The sequence below is a fragment of the Parapedobacter flavus genome (genome assembly GCF_035818675.1).
GTDB classification, from domain to species: Bacteria; Bacteroidota; Bacteroidia; order Sphingobacteriales; family Sphingobacteriaceae; genus Parapedobacter; species Parapedobacter flavus.
Window position 1 is genome coordinate 12,001 of sequence record NZ_JAYKZZ010000024.1, and the last position, 17,676, is coordinate 29,676.

Sequence of the window (17,676 nt, forward strand, 5' to 3'; positions counted from 1 at the left end):
CCGGCACATGCTTCCCGTCATTTCTCGCTGAATACGAAATTGAATCTGCCGCCCGGCGCCGTATCGCCATTCACGTAGAAATCCATGATATTGCCATTATCCTGCATATTATCGTTCCACTTGAATTCAATATCCACCTTTTTGTTTTCAAGGGAAAGTATGCTCCGGCTAACTTCTATCTCCAGATAGTTTCCATTTACGGCATAAGGTGTTTCTGCCACCTTTACCCATTCCCATCTGTTCCCTACGTTCTTCTCCACGACAGCCTTTCTTGAGGAGGGCGATACCCGGTTGATAATGTAATCGTAGCCATTCCATCCGGTTGATTTATCCCTGTCAGCATCGACAAAGAGCATCATCCAGTTCCTGTCTTTGTAAGAGGTCATATTTTCGGCCGTTTCTACATAGAAATAAATCTGGTCGGCGTCCCTTGCAACCTTCGCCAATACGATATCGTTCCGCCCCGTTTTATTGGTGTAGTACATATTGTTCCGCCCGGGATGATCCCGATGGAACGTGTTGCCCTTATAATGGCGGTACGCGGGCAGCACACGCTCCCATTGGTCGGCCGATTTCCTGATCTTAATGGTTTGCGGAGCGGAAATCGCATCCGGCGGCGACATCCCTTTAAATTTCCTGACGCGATCCACCAACTGTAAGTAATAGACATCGCCTTTGTCGCCCCATCCCTTATTAGGCTCGATGTCACGGCTCCGTTCCCAGTCGAACTGATCCACGAAAGAGAAGGGTTTTCCTGTCCAGTTGTGTTCAGGAAGCCATTGCCCGGCGATAAATTCATTCCAGCCGGTAACGAAGACCAATTCCGGGTCGAGTTCGAAGGCTCTGTCCCATTGTTCCAAGAAGTTCCAACCATATAAATACCCGTCTACCCTGGGGTCGAACCCGTTTCTATAGGAGTAACTGCGCCCCTGTGCGCCGGGGAGGTTAAATGCGCTGCAGTGGCCATTCGTTTCCGGGGCCGCATTTTGCGCGATTCCAACGGCCACCTGTTCGAACGTTCCGTCTGGCTGCTTCACATATCCATGTTGGGGGTAGTTCTCAAGCCAGCCCCATTGATCTTTTCGCTTGGGACCGTCCACATAATCGGGCTGTCCCGGCCTGAAGGTGAAAAACTCAGCGATCTCCCGGTCCTGCTTAGCATCAGTCAAATTATCGGGATATGCCATGATACAGGGCTTGCCTTTCCAATAAAACCATAGGTTTTCGTACCTGCCCGGCTCATATACATCCCGGTAGAGTTGCCGGAGTGATGTCAGCGAATTTTCGGAATAACCGAACGGAAGCATGAATGCGATCTTCGGCACCTTTACTCCGTCTTTCTGTGCTTGGTCCCACGTGCGCATCAACGCTTCGTACGATTCCTTCCAGGTGATGCTCCCATTGGTGCAATCAAAGAAGACGGCGTCGACCTTCGCATCGGCAAGCATTTCGGCATGTTTTCTCAGTACCCACGGATCGGTCGTTTTATAATAACCCAATAGGGGCTGCTCCCAGAAAAAGAAGCCCGGCTTATGCTTCCCCCATGCCGGGTGATTGTAGTCTTTCATGGCTTCAGGATGTTTGCGGACAATCTCGGTAATATTTTTGACGGTAGTGGTGGTGTCGTCGTTTCCCTGGTGCCATGTCCAATAAAACATGGCCACAAATTTGTCCTTTTTATCCTGCGCATCGGGGTATTCCATGACCTTTCTTCCCAGCGCATCGGTGGCGGACCATTGGTCGCTTTCAACAGTCTGCCCTTTAATGAGCTGACATGAAATAAGGAAGAGAAAAACGGGCAACAGTTTCTGTGAAATAGTAGGTAACATAATAATAAGGTATATCGTTTATTGGAAAAGCTATATACGTGATTTTACTAAGCTGGTTCATAATCCTGTAAGACAATAACGCCTATCTTATAGCGTCTTTTGCCATCGTCGTCGGGGTAGGGAAGCGCATAGACCGGGGTACCATCCCGTTCTCCTACAGACACATACAGATCGTATGTGCCCGGCAAGCATGTACGCGCGAAAACACCTTTCCGGTCGTGATGGGCGGGTGCGATAACAAAGGTTGACGATAACGCTTGCTCGGCACTTTTGTCGGGCGGTGAAACCGGGAGGTTTTTTAGGTTAAACGAGGTATCGGTCAGTACCGAAACAATCCCTCCTTCCTCATCCTTAAGGGTGTAACAGGGATAGCCGCCCGCATAGCAGGGGGCCACCCCTGCGTTCGCCCATTTACTTTGGATGATAAACGGCTCACCCTTCCTGATGACGGACGGCCAGGCAATTTCCGGCATTTGCAGCCGGTACCCGATGCGCCGGTTTATCCGAGCAATTAGTTCCTTGTTCTTTTCGTAGAATATATCCGGCCACCAGTGGATCGAGAGGAATGAGGCGTGATACTCCTCCACCGCACGTAGCAGGAGTTCATCATCCCAAGCTCCCCGGTCGACCGACCCCCCAAAATGCTCGTGTTCCAGTACCACGGGAAGTGTAGGCCAGAATAATTGGGCCATCTCGCTGTGGTACCAATTGTTGGGTTCCGGTTGCACGAGAATACTGTCATCATGGATAGAGACACCGCGTGAAAAAGCATAGTCGGTAATCGGAAACCGCTCGCCCCTAAGATCATGCCCCACGTAATCGTCGGAAATACAAAGGAGCGTGTTTTTAAAGTGGCGTCGATAGAGATCGATCATCTGCTTCTGCGTATCGAATCCCCAAGAATGGCCGTGTTTTGGTGTAGTGAGCACGGTATGCCCTTCGCCCCACATGCCATAATGGCCTACAAACACATAGGCGATATGGGGGTTATTATCATACCTTTCCGCCAATATACGCACGAAATTCTCTACCTTCTCTAGGAAGATTGGGTCGTCGTAATTGGCCTCTAGGTAGCCATCCACCTCATAATGTTCGGCACCCGCATCGAAAACCCAGCGCGGGGTTCCCGATTCCATCCAGTTCTCGGTAGCCGTGATACAGAGCGCGACCTGTCCGCCATGGTCAATCCACCGTTGGGCAGGTGTATCGAGTATTTCCCAGACAAAATTACCCTCTTCCGGCTCAAGGAAAGCCCAGGGGATGCGGAGGAATACCGTATTCATGCCCGGGAAATAGCGGACCGCGTCCGAAGGGGCCAACTTGGACCCATAATTCTGGTACAGGTTGGAATAGAAATAAGTAACCCAGCCCATCCCGGGGTTAATCAGGGCCTCACCGTGGTCCACAGGCCGCGCCTGATGAACCGCGGTAGGGTGATCACCGGCAATTGGCGTAACCGCAAGTTTGCCCGGAAGCTGCGCCGGCGTTCTCCGAGGCATGCCCCATAAGTCGGCGTGAAGCCCCGTCGCTAACCCCGCTGTAGCCAACCCTGCGGTCTTGAAAAATTTCCTCCGATCGGTGTTCATGCCTTTTATTTCTCTTTTGTATTATAATGCTTAAATAGTCCTTTGCCCAAAAGCCACGTCAATAGTTGGCGATTTGGCCATCCAACCAGTTCATGTGATTGATGAAAAACTGACGGTCGACCTCCACTTCTTTCTCATACGACCCCATAGGAATCCCGCCGACACTCACTCGCGTATTCATGATGTCCCAACGTTTGAAGTTCAATTCCTGCGACTTTTCAAGCAGGCTGGTCGCTTCATCGATGTGCTGCAAGATAGCGTCCCTCACATCAAGGCTATTCCACATCGCCTTCACATTGGCTTTAAATTCGGGGTCTTGCAGGAGACGATCGTAATAGAAGGCGTTTGACTCCCAAACGTAATAATCGGCGGGCCTCGGCCTTACGCCGTCATACCATCCGATCCCGATGGACCATTCGAAATCCCAAACCGGGCCCATGGAGAGTTTAGCATCGTTCGCATCCTCTTTAATGAGATAGACATTCGTATCCATATTCGCCAGGATATTCTGGAAAATGAACCACCGCGCGAAACTCGATACATCGATATAACTCGGGTATCCGTGCTGCGGGTCGGCGAATGTTTCCGAAGCGAGGACAGACTCGAACGCGTCCACATAGTTTTTGATATAATGCCATTGGTCGTCGCTCAGCTCGTCTTCGGGGTCGGGGTTCTTAAACGAATAGCCATAGCCCCTCGATGCCGAGACAAAGTATTTCGGCTCCTGCTCATAATAGCCGTCGCGCTCGAAAACAAAACCCGTCTTCGGGATATCGATACGGTTGCTCCCTTGCTCAATGGCTTCGGTAAGCTGATAATTCCCAAGATATTCACCATTAAGCACCACTTCCACAAATCGATCGTCGGGTGTCCAGGGGAAACCCATCAGCCGGCTCAACTCGAAGGCGATGCTGGTACGAAGCAACGTCTTATCACAATAGTTAGCCAGCAGAATCCAGTCCTTAGCTTCCTCCATTCCCAGCATGGGTGCCTTACTGTCCAATTTCAGTTTATAAGGCTTTTTCTCATAGGTCCATGTCGCGTTTCCCCTGCCTTTAATTCGTAACGCGTTCTCGGAAACGATTTCTCCTGCATTTTTGACCACCATATTGGCGTTGACATAATCGTCTTTCGAATCGACCGCTTTTTCATTTTCGGTGTCGATGTACAGGACAGGAAGCCCGGTTTCGACCAGTTCGTCGCTGAACGTGATTTGGAACGTCGCCTCACGATCACGAGCGCGAACGGTTACATTCGATGTCCCCTTTTTGAAGATGTCCCCGGTCCATTCCGTTTTGAAATGGGGGGTCGGTTTCCGTGTGCTGTCGGTATAGACCTCGGATATCTCCAACCCGGTGAAATCTGGCGTCTCCCCGAGCTTGAAAACCAGCCGATCGGGGAGCTTACCGATTTCGGTATCGGCAAATATTTTAGGGGCTAACTTCTCTTTTTCACATGAAACAAAAAGAAAGGATAGAACCGACAACGCCATCAGTGGGATGTGTACGCTGGCCTGTAATTTTTTTATCATCATCTTGTTTAATTCGTGCCCCGTTGCCGATAAGCAACTGGTATATGCCTTACAGGCGGACACCTACATTAAATGGAAAGCCAACCCCAAGGAGCGGGGCAATGGCTTACGCTCATTAAATTGAAAAGGAGGGGTTTCGGAAATGAGACCCCTCCTTATTATCAACGATTAATACGTTGTGATTTCGCCGAAGTACGTCCAAGCACCTCCGCTCCAATTAGACAGCACTTCTACCTTCAGGTACCGGCCCGCTTGCGGGGTGGTCGTCTTGTAATCCAGCTCCTTCGAGAAATCGTTCGACATTTCGTCGAGTTCGAGTACCGTCGTCCAATTGGTGTTGTCTTCACTGACGGAGAAGACGACGTGTTTGGGTTCGCTTCCGTGGTCATCTTGCCTGTTCCAGATCAGGAACCCTTTGATGGCCGGCCTTACCTTCATCATGTCGACAACAAACCATTGCGGCATGCCGTTTTTGGTAGCATCGAAAGGCTCACTGTGCCACGCGCTGTTTTTATCGCCGTCGAAGATTTTGCTGACCCCCATGCCGTCGTTCCATTGCGATTTATAGTCAATCACTTCCCAGGTGCTCTTTTCCCAGTCGTACTCGCCCGTCGGTTTCGTTCCAGCCCAGGTAGATACGTCGGCCACGTATGTGTAGGGCGCATCGGCCCAGTTAGACAGCACAGTTACCTTGAAATATTTGGCAACGACCTTCTCGGGCAGCTCCAACACTTGCATGGTACGCGAAGCGGGCAATTCGGGCACATCGAGCACTTCCGTCCAGATCTCCCCGTCCATGCTGGTCTCGAATTTCACGTGCTTCGGAAGGGCGTGTTGGTCGGGCTCCTGCCGGTTGATCCAAGAGAACCCTTCAACGAGCTTGTATCCGTTCATGTTGACCGCAAACCATTGGGGCATGCCCGTCAATGCGCTGTGCCAATAAGAATTCCGGTTTCCGTCGTACACGTTCTCCACCTTGAAGCCTTCCTGCCAAACGGATGAGGAGCCATGGGCTGTCCATAGGTTCTCGACCGGCAGGAGTTCCACGTCGCCCTTAATGACGAGATAGACCGTTTTAAGTTCCTCGTTGATCGGTATTTTATCGCCCGTAGCGGACTGCATGGTCACCGGCAGGAGGTAATCGTGCGCAAAATTGACCAACGACGGATCGACGGTCACTGTGGCAACGTCGGATATGCGGTCACCGTCCGGGATAACGATTGCGGTTTTGTCGAGCGACCAAGAGCCTTCGGGTAGCGGCAAATACGCGGTACTATGATCGGCGTTATAACCGTCTACCAGTGCATTGTCTACGCCAAGATTCACTGAGATATCCCCTTGGTCGTAATTGGTGGTACCGCCATAAGAGACCGACAACGGATAGGTAAACGGATCGTCGAGGCTGACCGTCTGTTCGATCGGACTGTCTGCCGCTCCCGACAGGGAGAGGAGCATAAACCGCTCCAGCTCGATCGACTCTGCGTAAGGTTCACTACAGGAATTAAGAATAAACACGCCGCACAATATGCTGGCCGTTAATGTTAGAATATGTTTCATATACTCATTTCCTTTCCATTGATTAATTCCAGCCCGGGTTTTGCCAGTCGGCACCGGTATGGCTTTGCATTTTGTTGATTTCATCCTGCGGGATGGGGTAGAGATAGAATTTTTCCTTCGAAGATTCGCGCTCGAACCCAATCCGTTCGTAGGTGAATGAATCACCGCCGGCTGGGGTAATCCGCATCCCCGTGACGTAGTGTTCCACATCTTCCATGATTTGCCAGCGGCGCACATCAAAATAACGGTGTCCCTCGTAAGCGAGTTCAACCCGGCGTTCGTTGCGGTAGCGTTTTTCGAATTCATCTTTCGATAGCCCAGCGGGCAGGCCGGGCATATTTACTCGTTGGCGGATGGCGTTGACCGCATCGCGCGCGCTCATGGAGATGCCGTTGCCGATATCGACGGCCGCGTCGGGATTGCCCGTCGATTGATAGGCGGCTTCCGCGAAATTGAGATACATTTCGGCAAGACGGAACATACGGATTTCTCCGTCGGCGTTATTGTCGCGTCCCGATTTCCAGTTGTTGTATTTCCGCAGATAGTAACCGGTATGGGTAGCGCGTCGGTCGGTAGACGAGATGCCATCCTTTCCACCAACATAGCTCTGGCAGGGGTCTGCGGGCGTCGACTCGACCCGCACGTTAACTTCCATATCTTTCACGTATACGATGCTTCCTTCATCCGCACCGACATCGAACCGAAAGGAGTGGTCGGCCGCACCCCATTTCCACCAGCTCTCGCTCCTGTAAGAAGTCAAATCCAGTTCGAAGTCTATCCATTCGTCCGATTTATGAAGGACCACGTTCTCCGGGGTCGATTGCCCGCCCGCAGCACCGGGCGACTGGAAAAAGAGCTGCGCATTGGTGATTTCCCTGTTGCTTTTGTATTTGAATTTAAGCAATATCGAACCCGCGGAAGCGTTGATGTCGGTGCCGAGGGTTGTCGTTGGGGCATAAGGGTCGCCGCCGAGGGTTTCGATGCGAAATGCACCGTCTTCCTCCGTGACCGAGATATTATTACCCGAGGTCGTCATTCCGAGTGGGTAATGGTCATCCCTGGCCAGTCCGCCCGATACCGCGCCCAGGTCCCGTACCGCGCCATTGAAATAAATGGTTGCATAGAAGCGGGGGTCCCTGCCTTCGTAGGGATTTTCGGGGTCGTAACCCGATGCCGTATTGATGATGGGTTGTAAGTGCTGCGGATCGGAGTAGCCGGTGATCGGAGGCAGGCCGGTAGCCTGCATCTCATAGGCATCCACGAGCTCCTGCGTGGGGCTGGCGCCCGCCGAGCTTTGCCCCGGCGTGGAAGGCATACCGTGGCTTCCCCATATATTCACTCTCGGTCCGCCATAAATGGTTTCCTTATCGCGGGCCCGCTGCTCATCGTGCTCTGTAATGAAATAGAACTCATAGGTGTTTTGGGCGACATCAGCGGCGGGCGTCTCCGTCCAAAGCTCGTAGCCATTGGTCAAAAGGTTGGACAATGCATTGCCGGTAATCCCAGCGGCGTCGTTCCACGAATAGGTACCGTCGGCAAACTGCGGACTGGCCGCGTAAAGGATGGCCTCCGAACGGATGGCCTGCACCACGGCCCGGTTCATGATCCAGTTTTCGCCGACGCGAACCGTCCAGGAAAAACCTAACGCGGATTCCGGAGCACTCATGGCTGCATCGCAGTCGGCCAGTATTTGCGAAACAATGGTCGACACCGATGAACGGCCATCCTGGCTAAAATCGTGGTCGATCTCGTAAGATTCGGTAACTAAAGGAACCGCACCGTAGCGTTTGATCAGCTGTAAGTAATAAAGCGCCCGGAGGGTATGCGCCTGCGCCTTCCAGGAGGTAATCTCATCCTCGAGCGAAGCCAGGTCGTCGGCGGAAGCACCTTCTATTCGTTTCAGAAAGATGTTGCACTTGCGGATGGATTGGTAGATTCCGGTCCATGGCTGCCCATCCACATTGGAATAGTTAGCGGCCGAGAAAGCATCCGCATACCACAGGGAAGGGAGCGAACCCTGGAAAACCCGCTCGGAACTTTGCGCTTCGTCGGTCAGTGCCGAGCGGTTGATATCGGGAAAGATGCGCGATCCGTAGCACGAATTCAGGTATCCCCGCACACCGTTCTTGGTTTTGAACAGTTCGTCGAGCGAGGAACGGCCGTCATACCCGAGCTCCAGCAGATCGTTGCAGGAAGGGGTAAAACAGGCTACCAGCGCAATTATCAAGAAGATAGTATATCTTTTCATCATCATTCAGTTTTAGAATTTAACACTTAATCCTACATTGTATAAACGATATACCGGAACCCCTTCGATACCACCGCTGTAGTGCCCTTCGGGCCCATAGATATCATGGTCCAACTTATCCCACGTCAGTAGGTTCTGCCCGCTCACAAACAGCCTGATACCGTTGTAGACCTTGAAGGTATACCCCATTTCCAGGTTTTTCAGCCGGAGATAGGATTTATCTTCAACGAAGAAGTTACTGGCTTCGTGGTTGGAATTCTTCTTGGCAGACAATGCCGGGTAGGTGATTTCCTCGCCGTTGGCGTACCGTTCCTCCGTCCAAGCGGTCTTATGCCATTCGGTATAAATGCCTTCAAAATTATACTCCACCCGCCCATTGGACAGATCAACCGTCCAATAATCGGCTACACCCTGGAAAAGAAAATTGAAATCAAAACGCTTGTACTGGAATCCGCCATGGAACGCATAAAAGAAGTTCGGCAAAGTGCCGTTTCCAAGGGGTACCTTGTCTTTATCATTGATTTTACCGTCGGCGTTGAGGTCATAGTATTTCAGGTAACCGGTCCGTGGCGTACCGATCTCATAAGTGAGCCCACTGTTGTCAATCTCTTCCTGGGTGTTGAAATACCCGTTGCCGTTATGGTCATCGACCATGTAACCCCATTGCTGTCCGATTGGATACCCTTCCGAGCGGAGCCGGAAGGCATAATCTTCGGCCCGTTCACTTTCGTCCCAGAAAATGACCTTGTTTTTGTTATAGGCCAACCATCCGCCCAAAGACAGCGTCAGATCGCGGTTAAGGTCCCTCGTGAAATCGAGCGACACCTCATATCCTTTATTTTCGTAGATCCCAACGTTGGTGCGCGGATAATTGCCAAGCGGGACGCCTTGGTAGGACGGTGTTTTTGATATGGCGCTGGTTACGCCATTCTCCGTCCGCTCGTTATATACGTCGGCCGACAGCGTCAGGTTGTTCAACAGCGTCAGGTTGACCCCAAAATTCCGCTTCGTAATAATCTCAGGGTCGAGAAAGGGGTTGGCAACCTGGCCTTCGTTCACATTATGGCCGCCCAGGAACCCGAATCCGCCGCCCGTCAGCGTAACATTGTCGAGGTAAACGTACCGGCCTATCCCGCGGTCGTTACCTGTTTTACCCCACGAACCCCGGAATTTCAAGTAGGTAATAATGGGGTTTTCTTTTAAAAATGACTCGTTGGAGGCCACCCAGCCCGCTGAAACGGCGGGAAAAGCGGTGAACCGGTTTTCCCGGGCATATTGTTCCGAGCCGGAATAACCCAGATTGAACCTAACCAAATACCGGTCATCGAACCCATAACCCACACTCAGCCCCGAATTTAGCCGCTTGTAAGGCAAGCCGCCCCCCGCCTTGTTGAGGTGCTGGTAATAGCTGTACGCCATGCCGCTTACATCATGCACCTTGTTGAACCGTCGATGGTAATTCAAGGTGCCTTTATAGTTCAGGTTATAATAAAAACTCGTGCTGCTTCTGTACTGCAATGGGCTGTTGACCTGTGTCCGGATCTTTTCGAACTCCAACTCGGAATAATCGCGCGTACGCACCCACTCTTCATAGGTACGGTTTACGAATAGCCCTTTGACCGCGTTGGTCTGGTAGCCGTAGTGGCCGGTGAGGCTTAACCCGGGGGTTAAGAAGCTCAGGTCGAGCTTGGGCGCAAACTGTGCGTAAATATTGGTGACCGTATATTGGTCATAACCCAGGCGGTTGATGACGGCCCACGAGGTGATCGGCTCCGTTTCCGTAACGACGACCTCGCCCCCCGACACCTCACCGGTCTCGGGGTCCTGTACCAGTGGTGTGGTTGGTCCGTAATTATACGGCGGTAAGGTGAAAAAACGATACCAGATTCGCTGTGCGAACCCGTCCCAACTACCTCCATATGTTAACTCTACCGCATGGCCCCCCGGCGTTCTTTCGCGCTTAATGTTGCCGCTAAGGTTCATCCCGATAGAGAAATATTTCGATAGGTTGACATCCACGTTGGAACGGATATTCGCCCAAAGGAAATTGTTGTTGGGATTATAATCAGTAGTCGTGGGAGCTATCTTCCACATGCCATCCTGATGCAATACGTTTACATTGGTGTAAAAAACGGCTTTATCCCCCCCGCCTGTCAGATTAACATTCACCCTATTCATGTGGGTAATGTCTTTGGCATTCATGGCCCGCCAATTATTGTCGGGGAAATAATCCCGGTCTTCGCCCGAGGCGAACCCCTCTTCCGCAGTTTGGCTGAAATAAGAATACATTCCACTGCCGTCGTTATAACCCGCTTGGTTCCGTAGTCGCACGAAATCAGCCGAATTGATGTGGGGCGGGGTGGTCGTCCGTTGTTCAAATGTGTGGTTAACTTCCGCCTCTATTTTCAGCGGCTGCTTGATGCCGCGTTTCGTGGTGATGACAATCACACCATTCGCCCCATGAATCCCGTACAGCGCTTGGGCGGCTGCGTCCTTCAATATATCGATGGATTCGACCTCGTTGGCGGTGATATACTCGAACAGCTGGTTTGCATTGTAGTCATACGGGAAGCCGTCGATGACAATCATGGCCGCCCCACCATTGGGGGTGGAATAGCCCCGCACCCAAAGTTGCGTGTTGGTGCGTGCCGGTTCCGAATAGGTCTCGCGGGTAAACAATCCCGGCAAACGCCCCGAAAGTGACATGGAAAGGTTGCCGACCGGCGACCGGCGCAGCTCGTCGCTTGTTACGCTAACGGTCGAAGCGGTGACCTCTTTTTTCGGTTGGGCATAATTGCCGAAATACAGCTTTTCGTCCAGGTCATACGTTTCAGCCCGTTCCAGGGTCACATCCAGCACCCCATCGGTAATCTCATGGGTTTGCGAAAGATATCCGCGCAGCGAGAAGGCCACGTATTGGCTACCATCGTCAGTTCGTACTTCATAATGGCCGTTCTTATCGGTTGCGGCGGTGTTTTTACCGTTTTCCGAGGCAACGGTTACCCCTTGCAGTATCGCACCATATTCATCTTTGACCGTTCCGCTGACCTGCGCTTGAAGGACTCCCACCCACAAAAGCAGTGAAACAAACGGAAATACAGCCTTATTTATTAAATGATTCATAAATCTCGTTTTTGAATTAACAGTCAAATTACCACCCCGGGTTTTGCCAGTTCTCCCCGGTCAGACCGATCATGATATTCGCGTCATCAAGCGGTATGGGGAACCACAGAAACTTATTCGTATAGCTCAGCCGCTCGCGCGACACGGGGCCCCTGGCATACGTGTATGTCCCGTCGTCGTTGCGCGTAATATGTGCCGCGGTAATCCAGCGATCGGTTTTCTCGAGGTCCTCGTTGGGCGTATGCCAACGGCGGACATCAAAATAACGATGGGCCTCGAACGCAAGCTCCACCCGGCGTTCATTCCGGATACGGAGCAAGAGCTGGTCTTTTGAAAGACCCTCCGGCAGATCAGGCATATTGACTCGACGGCGGATGGTATTGACCGCCTCATACGCTTCGCTTAGGTGATCGGATTCGGCAGCGGCTTCTGCAAAATTCAAATATATTTCCCCCAATCGCATGACTTTAGGGCGGGCCATCCCAACGTTTACAACTTCCTGTCCGGTATTCGGATGGAGGAACTTCCTCAGGAAATAGCCGGTGCGCGTAGCCTTCCGGATGGTGGGGTGAATACCGGTTTGGGGTTCACCTTCCCAGGTTGCAATCACCCGCGTGCGGTAACCCCGCCCTGCCGGATAATTTTCAATGCTTTCCGACGTTTCATCGAAAGGCCAATAGCATTTACGTTGTGAACCATTGTAATAAATGGAGGCGTAAAACCGAGGGTCGCGGTTTTCGTAAGGATCCTGCTCATCGTATAATGTATTGGCGGCGTTAAAGTTGGGCTGGAGATGCGTAACTTCATCGTTGTAGGGTTTCGCCAGGTTCAGGATGGGTTGCCCGTCGATGGTTTCGAAACAATCCACGATTTCCTGCGATGGGCATGATCCCGACTTGTACCCGCCCTGGGCCCCCACACCCTCGGTGCCGAAGCCATCTTGACCCACATTGGTCTGATAAATCGTTTCTTTGTCGGTCGGGTTACTTTCGTAAGCCATACTGTTGCAGAAATACTCATTGAAAAGCTTCGCGGCATCGTTAGGCAAAAACACATCCGGGTTGTCGCTCCATGACGCGAAATTAACCTGGTCGTACAACTCGTATCCGTTTTTCTTCAGGTTGTCTAGCGCAGCTTTATTTACCTGATACGCTTCATCCCAATAGTCATTTCCTTCGTTGTACAAGGGGCTTGCGGCATAAACCGTCATCCTTGATTTAATCCCTTCGGCAACCGCTTTCGTCAACCGGAATGCCTCGGCATTCGTCGTGATGCGCCAGGGCAGTTCCGCCGTGGAAAGTGCCGCATCACAATCTTCGATGATGAACTGCACCACATCATAGTACGAACTGCGAACCGTTTCGGAGAAATCATCTTCGTACCCGTGTGCTGCCCTAATAACCGGGAGCGGGCAGCCGAAAAACTTGAGCAGAACCATGTAATAGTATGCCCGCAGCAGATGTGCTTCGGCCTTCCACCGGGCACGGTTGGTCTCGCTCTTTACCTTGGCCGCATCGATGTTGTCGAGGAATACCGAGCATTTGCGGATACCTTCCCACATGCGTACCCAATAGTTGCCGTTGCCACCATCAGCCCATTGGGTGTTAAAATGAGCGGCAGCCGAAACGTTTCCGCTATACAATTGTCCGGAGGTGATCCACGGTTCGGCCTCGGCATCGGTGTCCCAAGACTCGTCGCTCCAGTCTACCGGTCCACGCATATGGAAAAAATAAGCTTTCCCTTCGCCGGGGATGTAGGCGTAACAGGAATTCAGATAGGCAGCGGTTTTTTCATCATCTTTAAAAACATCCGCCAGGGCAATCTTCCCGTCGGGCGCCTGGTCCAATACATCAGAGCACCCACCGAGCAGAATAAGTGCAACCAATGCCAGTGTTTTTTTGATTTTAAATATATGGTTAATCATAACAATATCTTTTTACAATATGAGTATGGTCAGAATTTGATATTGGTCCCAAAGCTGAAGATCGAGGTCTGTGGGTAGCCAATCGAATCGTCGTTTTCCGGGTCGAGGTGTGTCGGCCTGAATTTGGATGACCAGGTAAAAACATTCTGCCCATTCACAAAAACCCGCATATTGGAGATTCCGATCAATCGCAGCGAATTGGCCGGGAGTGTATAGCCGACCTCGAAGTTTTTCAGCCGGAAGAGATCACGATCAAAGATAAAGAACGAGTTCCCCCTGTGGTTTACGCCCTCTTCCGAGTGCAGTGCCGGGTAGGTAATCTCTTCGCCATTTTTCCAACGCTCTTCGGTCCACGCCTTTTTGTGATAAGGGAAATAGGTGCCGTCAAGCGTCGTTTCGTACGTGCCCTGCGCGGCAAAACCGGAATTGAACTTGCCCAGCCCCTGGAAGAAGATATAGGCGTCGAACGACTTCCATTCGGCCGAAAATGAAAAGCCGTAGCTGTATCGCGGAATATGACCGACGCCAATGGGCGCCTGGTCCTTGTCATCAACCACATTATCGCCATTCAGGTCCTTGTAGACGAAATCGCCGGGACGTGGGGTGCCGAACCCGTACGAAACGCGCTCCGGATCGGCCAGCGATTCTTCGTTCCAGTACCCCCCGTCTTGGTCCCAATCAATGAGATATCCCCAAGCCTGCCCAATTGGATAACCCGTGCCACGATATTTGTATGCATAGGTATCATCGCGCGGCACCTCATCCACATTGGTGCGCTTGTTCCGGTTATAAGAAAGTTGCCCCCTGAAATGGAGGAACAGGTTGTCATTGACGCGCTTGTTGTACCCCAACTCAATTTCATAGCCCTGGTTCTCCACTTCGCCCATATTCACTTTCGGAATATTGCCGAGGGGAACACCCTGCCATCTGGGGATACTACTGCGTGTCAGGAGGATCTGTGAGCGGTGCTCACGGAAGATATCCACCTGCCCGGTAATATCCTTCATTATCGAAAAGTCGATACCCAGGTTGTATTTGTTGGCCACTTCCCAGGTGAGCATCCGGTTGCCCAACAACCCCTCGTTTACCCGCTTCCCAGCGGCGAGGCTACCCGAGAACCCGCCACCGCCCACGGTGATATCGTCTAGATAGAGAAAACGGAGTCTCCCCATCTTATCGTTCCCCACCTTTCCGTACGACGTCCTGATTTTCAGAAAGGTAAGGTACGGGTTGTCTTTTAGGAAGGGCTCTTCGCTGATCGCCCATCCAATCGATCCCGAGGGAAAGAAGCCGAATCGCTTCTCGGGGGAGAACTGCTCCGACCCGTTATAGCCGAAGTTGGCTTCCGCAAGGTAACGCCCGTCATAATCGTACGTGGCCCGCCCCGCAACACCGAACACATTGAACGGTATATCGGCTCCGCCCGAATCCCAGTAGTCCCGCTCGGCACGGAGCATACCGCCTACGTTATGTTTTCCGAACGACCGGTTGTAGAGGAGTTGTCCCTGCATGTTGACCTTGTATCTTGAGCCCTGGCCATAGGTTAACCAAAAATTGTCTTGTTTCAACTGAAACACCGAGAAGGTGAGTTCATCCGTTTCGGGGTTGATAAAGGCCTGGTATTCGGTTTGATTCCTGTTCCCCCTTACCAGATTTTCTCCGAAGGCATCGTACGAAATCATCCCTTTCAGGGCCAGCCCCTTGGTAATCCCGTCCAGGTTGAAGTCCAGTCCAAAGGAAGAGTTCAGGTTGGAGCGGGTTCGCAGGTCGTAGCCATACCAGTTCATGATCGTAAACGGCGACCGGTCGGCGTAGTGCCCGCTGGTCAAGTACGTGGGATCTAGCGGAAGGTTGGGTGGAACACCAAATCCCGGAATGGTTACGGGCCCCGGCGTCATCGGCAAAATGGTTTGTGCCTGATACATCATATCCCGTACCAACCAATTCCGATCGCCACCGAACATGATGCCCGGGTTTGGCATGTTCACTTTCTCAATATACGTGCCCAGGTTCAGAAATGCGGTGAGCCATTTGTTCACCTTGTAATCCACATTGGACCGGAATGAATAGCGATCCAATTTAAACGAGGGGTCGTACTTCAGGATATCTTCGGAGAGCGTATTCATGTTTCCTCCCTGGTGCAGGTAGCCGACATTCAGGAAGTAAGTGATTTTATCGGTCCCCCCGCTCATATTGGTGTTTAAATTGCTCTGCGGCGACCACCTTCTTACCAGCATCCGGTACCAGTCGTTGTCGGGATACATCCACTGCCGTAGGGCGGCTTGTTCTTCATAATCGGGTGCCGACGGATCCAAGCCGGCAAGCGGATCTTCAAACTTGGCGATGATACTGGGTGTAAAGGGCGCTTCAAATCCATCGTTTTCCATCGCCATGTTACGTAGTTTCATGTACTCAATCGATCCCGGCAGTTCTGGTTCGCGGGTGAGCTTTGAGTAGCTTTGGGTAAAGTTCACGTTGAGCTCGGGCGCCCCCACCTTACCGCGCTTCGTCGTGATGATCAGCACGCCATTTGCACCGCGCACGCCGAATATCGCGGTTGCGGAGGCATCTTTCAACACCGAGATCGATTCGACCTCATTAATATCCAAGGTACGGATATTGTCCCGAGGTACGCCGTCGATGAGGATCAGCGGATTGGTGCCATTGATGGTTGCTGCACCCCGAAGGTACATGGTCGCATCATCGACCCCCGGCTGCCCGCCCATGCGTTGCATGGACGTAAGGCCGGCAACACGACCGGCGAGTGCGTTGGCAATGTTGGCCGACGAGGATACGCGTAATTCCTCGGGACTGACCGAAGAGACGGCCCCGGTCACCGTTGCTTTCTTCTGCACGCCGTAGCCAATAACCACGACTTCCTCCAGCCCCACGTTGTCCGGCATCAACTGGACATTGACGGGCGAACTATTGGGCACCGGCAGTTCCTTGTCGATATAGCCCACTAGGTGAAATTGCAAGGTGTCTCCAATGTGTACGCCCGCCAACACAAACGTGCCGTCCAGCGCAGTAGACACGGCTGCGGACCGGTGTTTGATAGTGACGGTTACGCCACCCAGAGGACCTTGCTCATCGCTCACTTTCCCACGGATACTCACTTCTTGCTGTGCCACCGATATCGCCGGAGATGACAGGACGAAAAAGGCAGCAAAAAAAGCAAACATCCATGGTTTCGCTTTATTCGGTAAACGTTTAAGCATAATACATGATTTTAAAGTTAATTTGGATAGTATAATTTCGTTTTACGCTGTTATTGTTATCCCCTTATATCGGGTTTTTATTATAATGGTACGGCTTAACTTTTTTACTCGGTATCGGCTATTAATATCTGAAAAGAGGCCTTAGCTAAGGAAGGGTCCTTTCCATTTGCATTTATGGCAAATCGTTTACGCACTTGAAACTCGCTACGTTACATGTACAACAACGGCTTACACTTCGGGACTTCCTACTCCCTCAAAAGAGCTTCCAAGCTTTACTTAAATGGTTCTTGTCAGTGATTAATTTATTTTTATAACAAGACAAACCTAGCTATTCGAAAGAAGGACGGCAACCCGCCCCATACTGCCCCATCCCGCTCTATCCTGTAATGGCCTCGGAAATCTCCCTGGCTAGCGCCAATCGTTCTCTTTTTTGTCGTTGATATTTAATTCCACCAGTAAACTTGCAAACTAAGATATTCCCAGGGAAATCGCTTTTAGAACTTGTCGTCATTGCGAAACTGTGTTGGATCGTGCGAGTTGAAGCAATCTTCGACCAAAACAGATTGCTTCGCTCCTTTTCACTGGCAAACGCGCTTGCTCGCAAGGACGATTAATCGTTCATATTTTTAAAAGCAATTTCCCTGAAGATATTCCACTTTA

The 17,676-nt window shown here is 51.6% G+C and carries 8 protein-coding genes; all 8 read right to left on the minus strand.

The annotated features are described in order from the left end of the window. Window positions 1-17 precede the first annotated feature (17 nt). The gene (locus U9S71_RS17705) at window positions 18-1,829 is read right to left on the minus strand and encodes a hypothetical protein (RefSeq protein ID WP_326329029.1); all 1,812 of its coding nucleotides are present in this window, start codon (window positions 1,827-1,829) and stop codon (window positions 18-20) included. Between the two features lie 47 nt (window positions 1,830-1,876). Beyond that, the gene (locus U9S71_RS17710; RefSeq protein ID WP_326329030.1) at window positions 1,877-3,415 is read right to left on the minus strand and encodes a beta-galactosidase; all 1,539 of its coding nucleotides are present in this window, start codon (window positions 3,413-3,415) and stop codon (window positions 1,877-1,879) included. Between the two features lie 58 nt (window positions 3,416-3,473). Continuing rightward, on the minus strand, window positions 3,474-4,949 hold the full coding sequence (locus tag U9S71_RS17715; RefSeq protein ID WP_326329031.1) for a CotH kinase family protein: 1,476 nt from the start codon (window positions 4,947-4,949) through the stop codon (window positions 3,474-3,476). Window positions 4,950-5,114: 165 nt separating this feature from the next. Then, on the minus strand, window positions 5,115-6,503 hold the full coding sequence (locus U9S71_RS17720) for a discoidin domain-containing protein (protein ID WP_326329032.1): 1,389 nt from the start codon (window positions 6,501-6,503) through the stop codon (window positions 5,115-5,117). Window positions 6,504-6,525: 22 nt separating this feature from the next. Then, entirely contained in the window at window positions 6,526-8,757 is a 2,232-nt protein-coding gene (locus tag U9S71_RS17725) for a RagB/SusD family nutrient uptake outer membrane protein (RefSeq protein ID WP_326329033.1), read from the minus strand. A gap of 6 nt (window positions 8,758-8,763) precedes the next feature. After that, on the minus strand, window positions 8,764-11,874 hold the full coding sequence (locus tag U9S71_RS17730; protein WP_326329034.1) for a SusC/RagA family TonB-linked outer membrane protein: 3,111 nt from the start codon (window positions 11,872-11,874) through the stop codon (window positions 8,764-8,766). Window positions 11,875-11,902: 28 nt separating this feature from the next. Then, on the minus strand, window positions 11,903-13,798 hold the full coding sequence (locus tag U9S71_RS17735; RefSeq protein WP_326329035.1) for a RagB/SusD family nutrient uptake outer membrane protein: 1,896 nt from the start codon (window positions 13,796-13,798) through the stop codon (window positions 11,903-11,905). 29 nt (window positions 13,799-13,827) lie between these two features. Beyond that, the gene (locus U9S71_RS17740; protein ID WP_326329036.1) at window positions 13,828-17,016 is read right to left on the minus strand and encodes a SusC/RagA family TonB-linked outer membrane protein; all 3,189 of its coding nucleotides are present in this window, start codon (window positions 17,014-17,016) and stop codon (window positions 13,828-13,830) included. Between the last annotated feature and the right edge of the window lie 660 nt (window positions 17,017-17,676).

What these genes read in the sequence shown, in the direction of transcription:
- U9S71_RS17735 (WP_326329035.1), bottom strand. Translation starts at nt 13,798, where the DNA reads ATGATTAACCATATATTTAAAATCAAAAAAACACTGGCATTGGTTGCA.
- U9S71_RS17710 (WP_326329030.1), bottom strand. Translation starts at nt 3,415, where the DNA reads ATGAACACCGATCGGAGGAAATTTTTCAAGACCGCAGGGTTGGCTACA.
- U9S71_RS17715 (WP_326329031.1), bottom strand. Translation starts at nt 4,949, where the DNA reads ATGATGATAAAAAAATTACAGGCCAGCGTACACATCCCACTGATGGCG.
- U9S71_RS17720 (WP_326329032.1), bottom strand. Translation starts at nt 6,503, where the DNA reads ATGAAACATATTCTAACATTAACGGCCAGCATATTGTGCGGCGTGTTT.
- U9S71_RS17705 (WP_326329029.1), bottom strand. Translation starts at nt 1,829, where the DNA reads ATGTTACCTACTATTTCACAGAAACTGTTGCCCGTTTTTCTCTTCCTT.
- U9S71_RS17730 (WP_326329034.1), bottom strand. Translation starts at nt 11,874, where the DNA reads ATGAATCATTTAATAAATAAGGCTGTATTTCCGTTTGTTTCACTGCTT.
- U9S71_RS17740 (WP_326329036.1), bottom strand. Translation starts at nt 17,016, where the DNA reads ATGCTTAAACGTTTACCGAATAAAGCGAAACCATGGATGTTTGCTTTT.
- U9S71_RS17725 (WP_326329033.1), bottom strand. Translation starts at nt 8,757, where the DNA reads ATGATGATGAAAAGATATACTATCTTCTTGATAATTGCGCTGGTAGCC.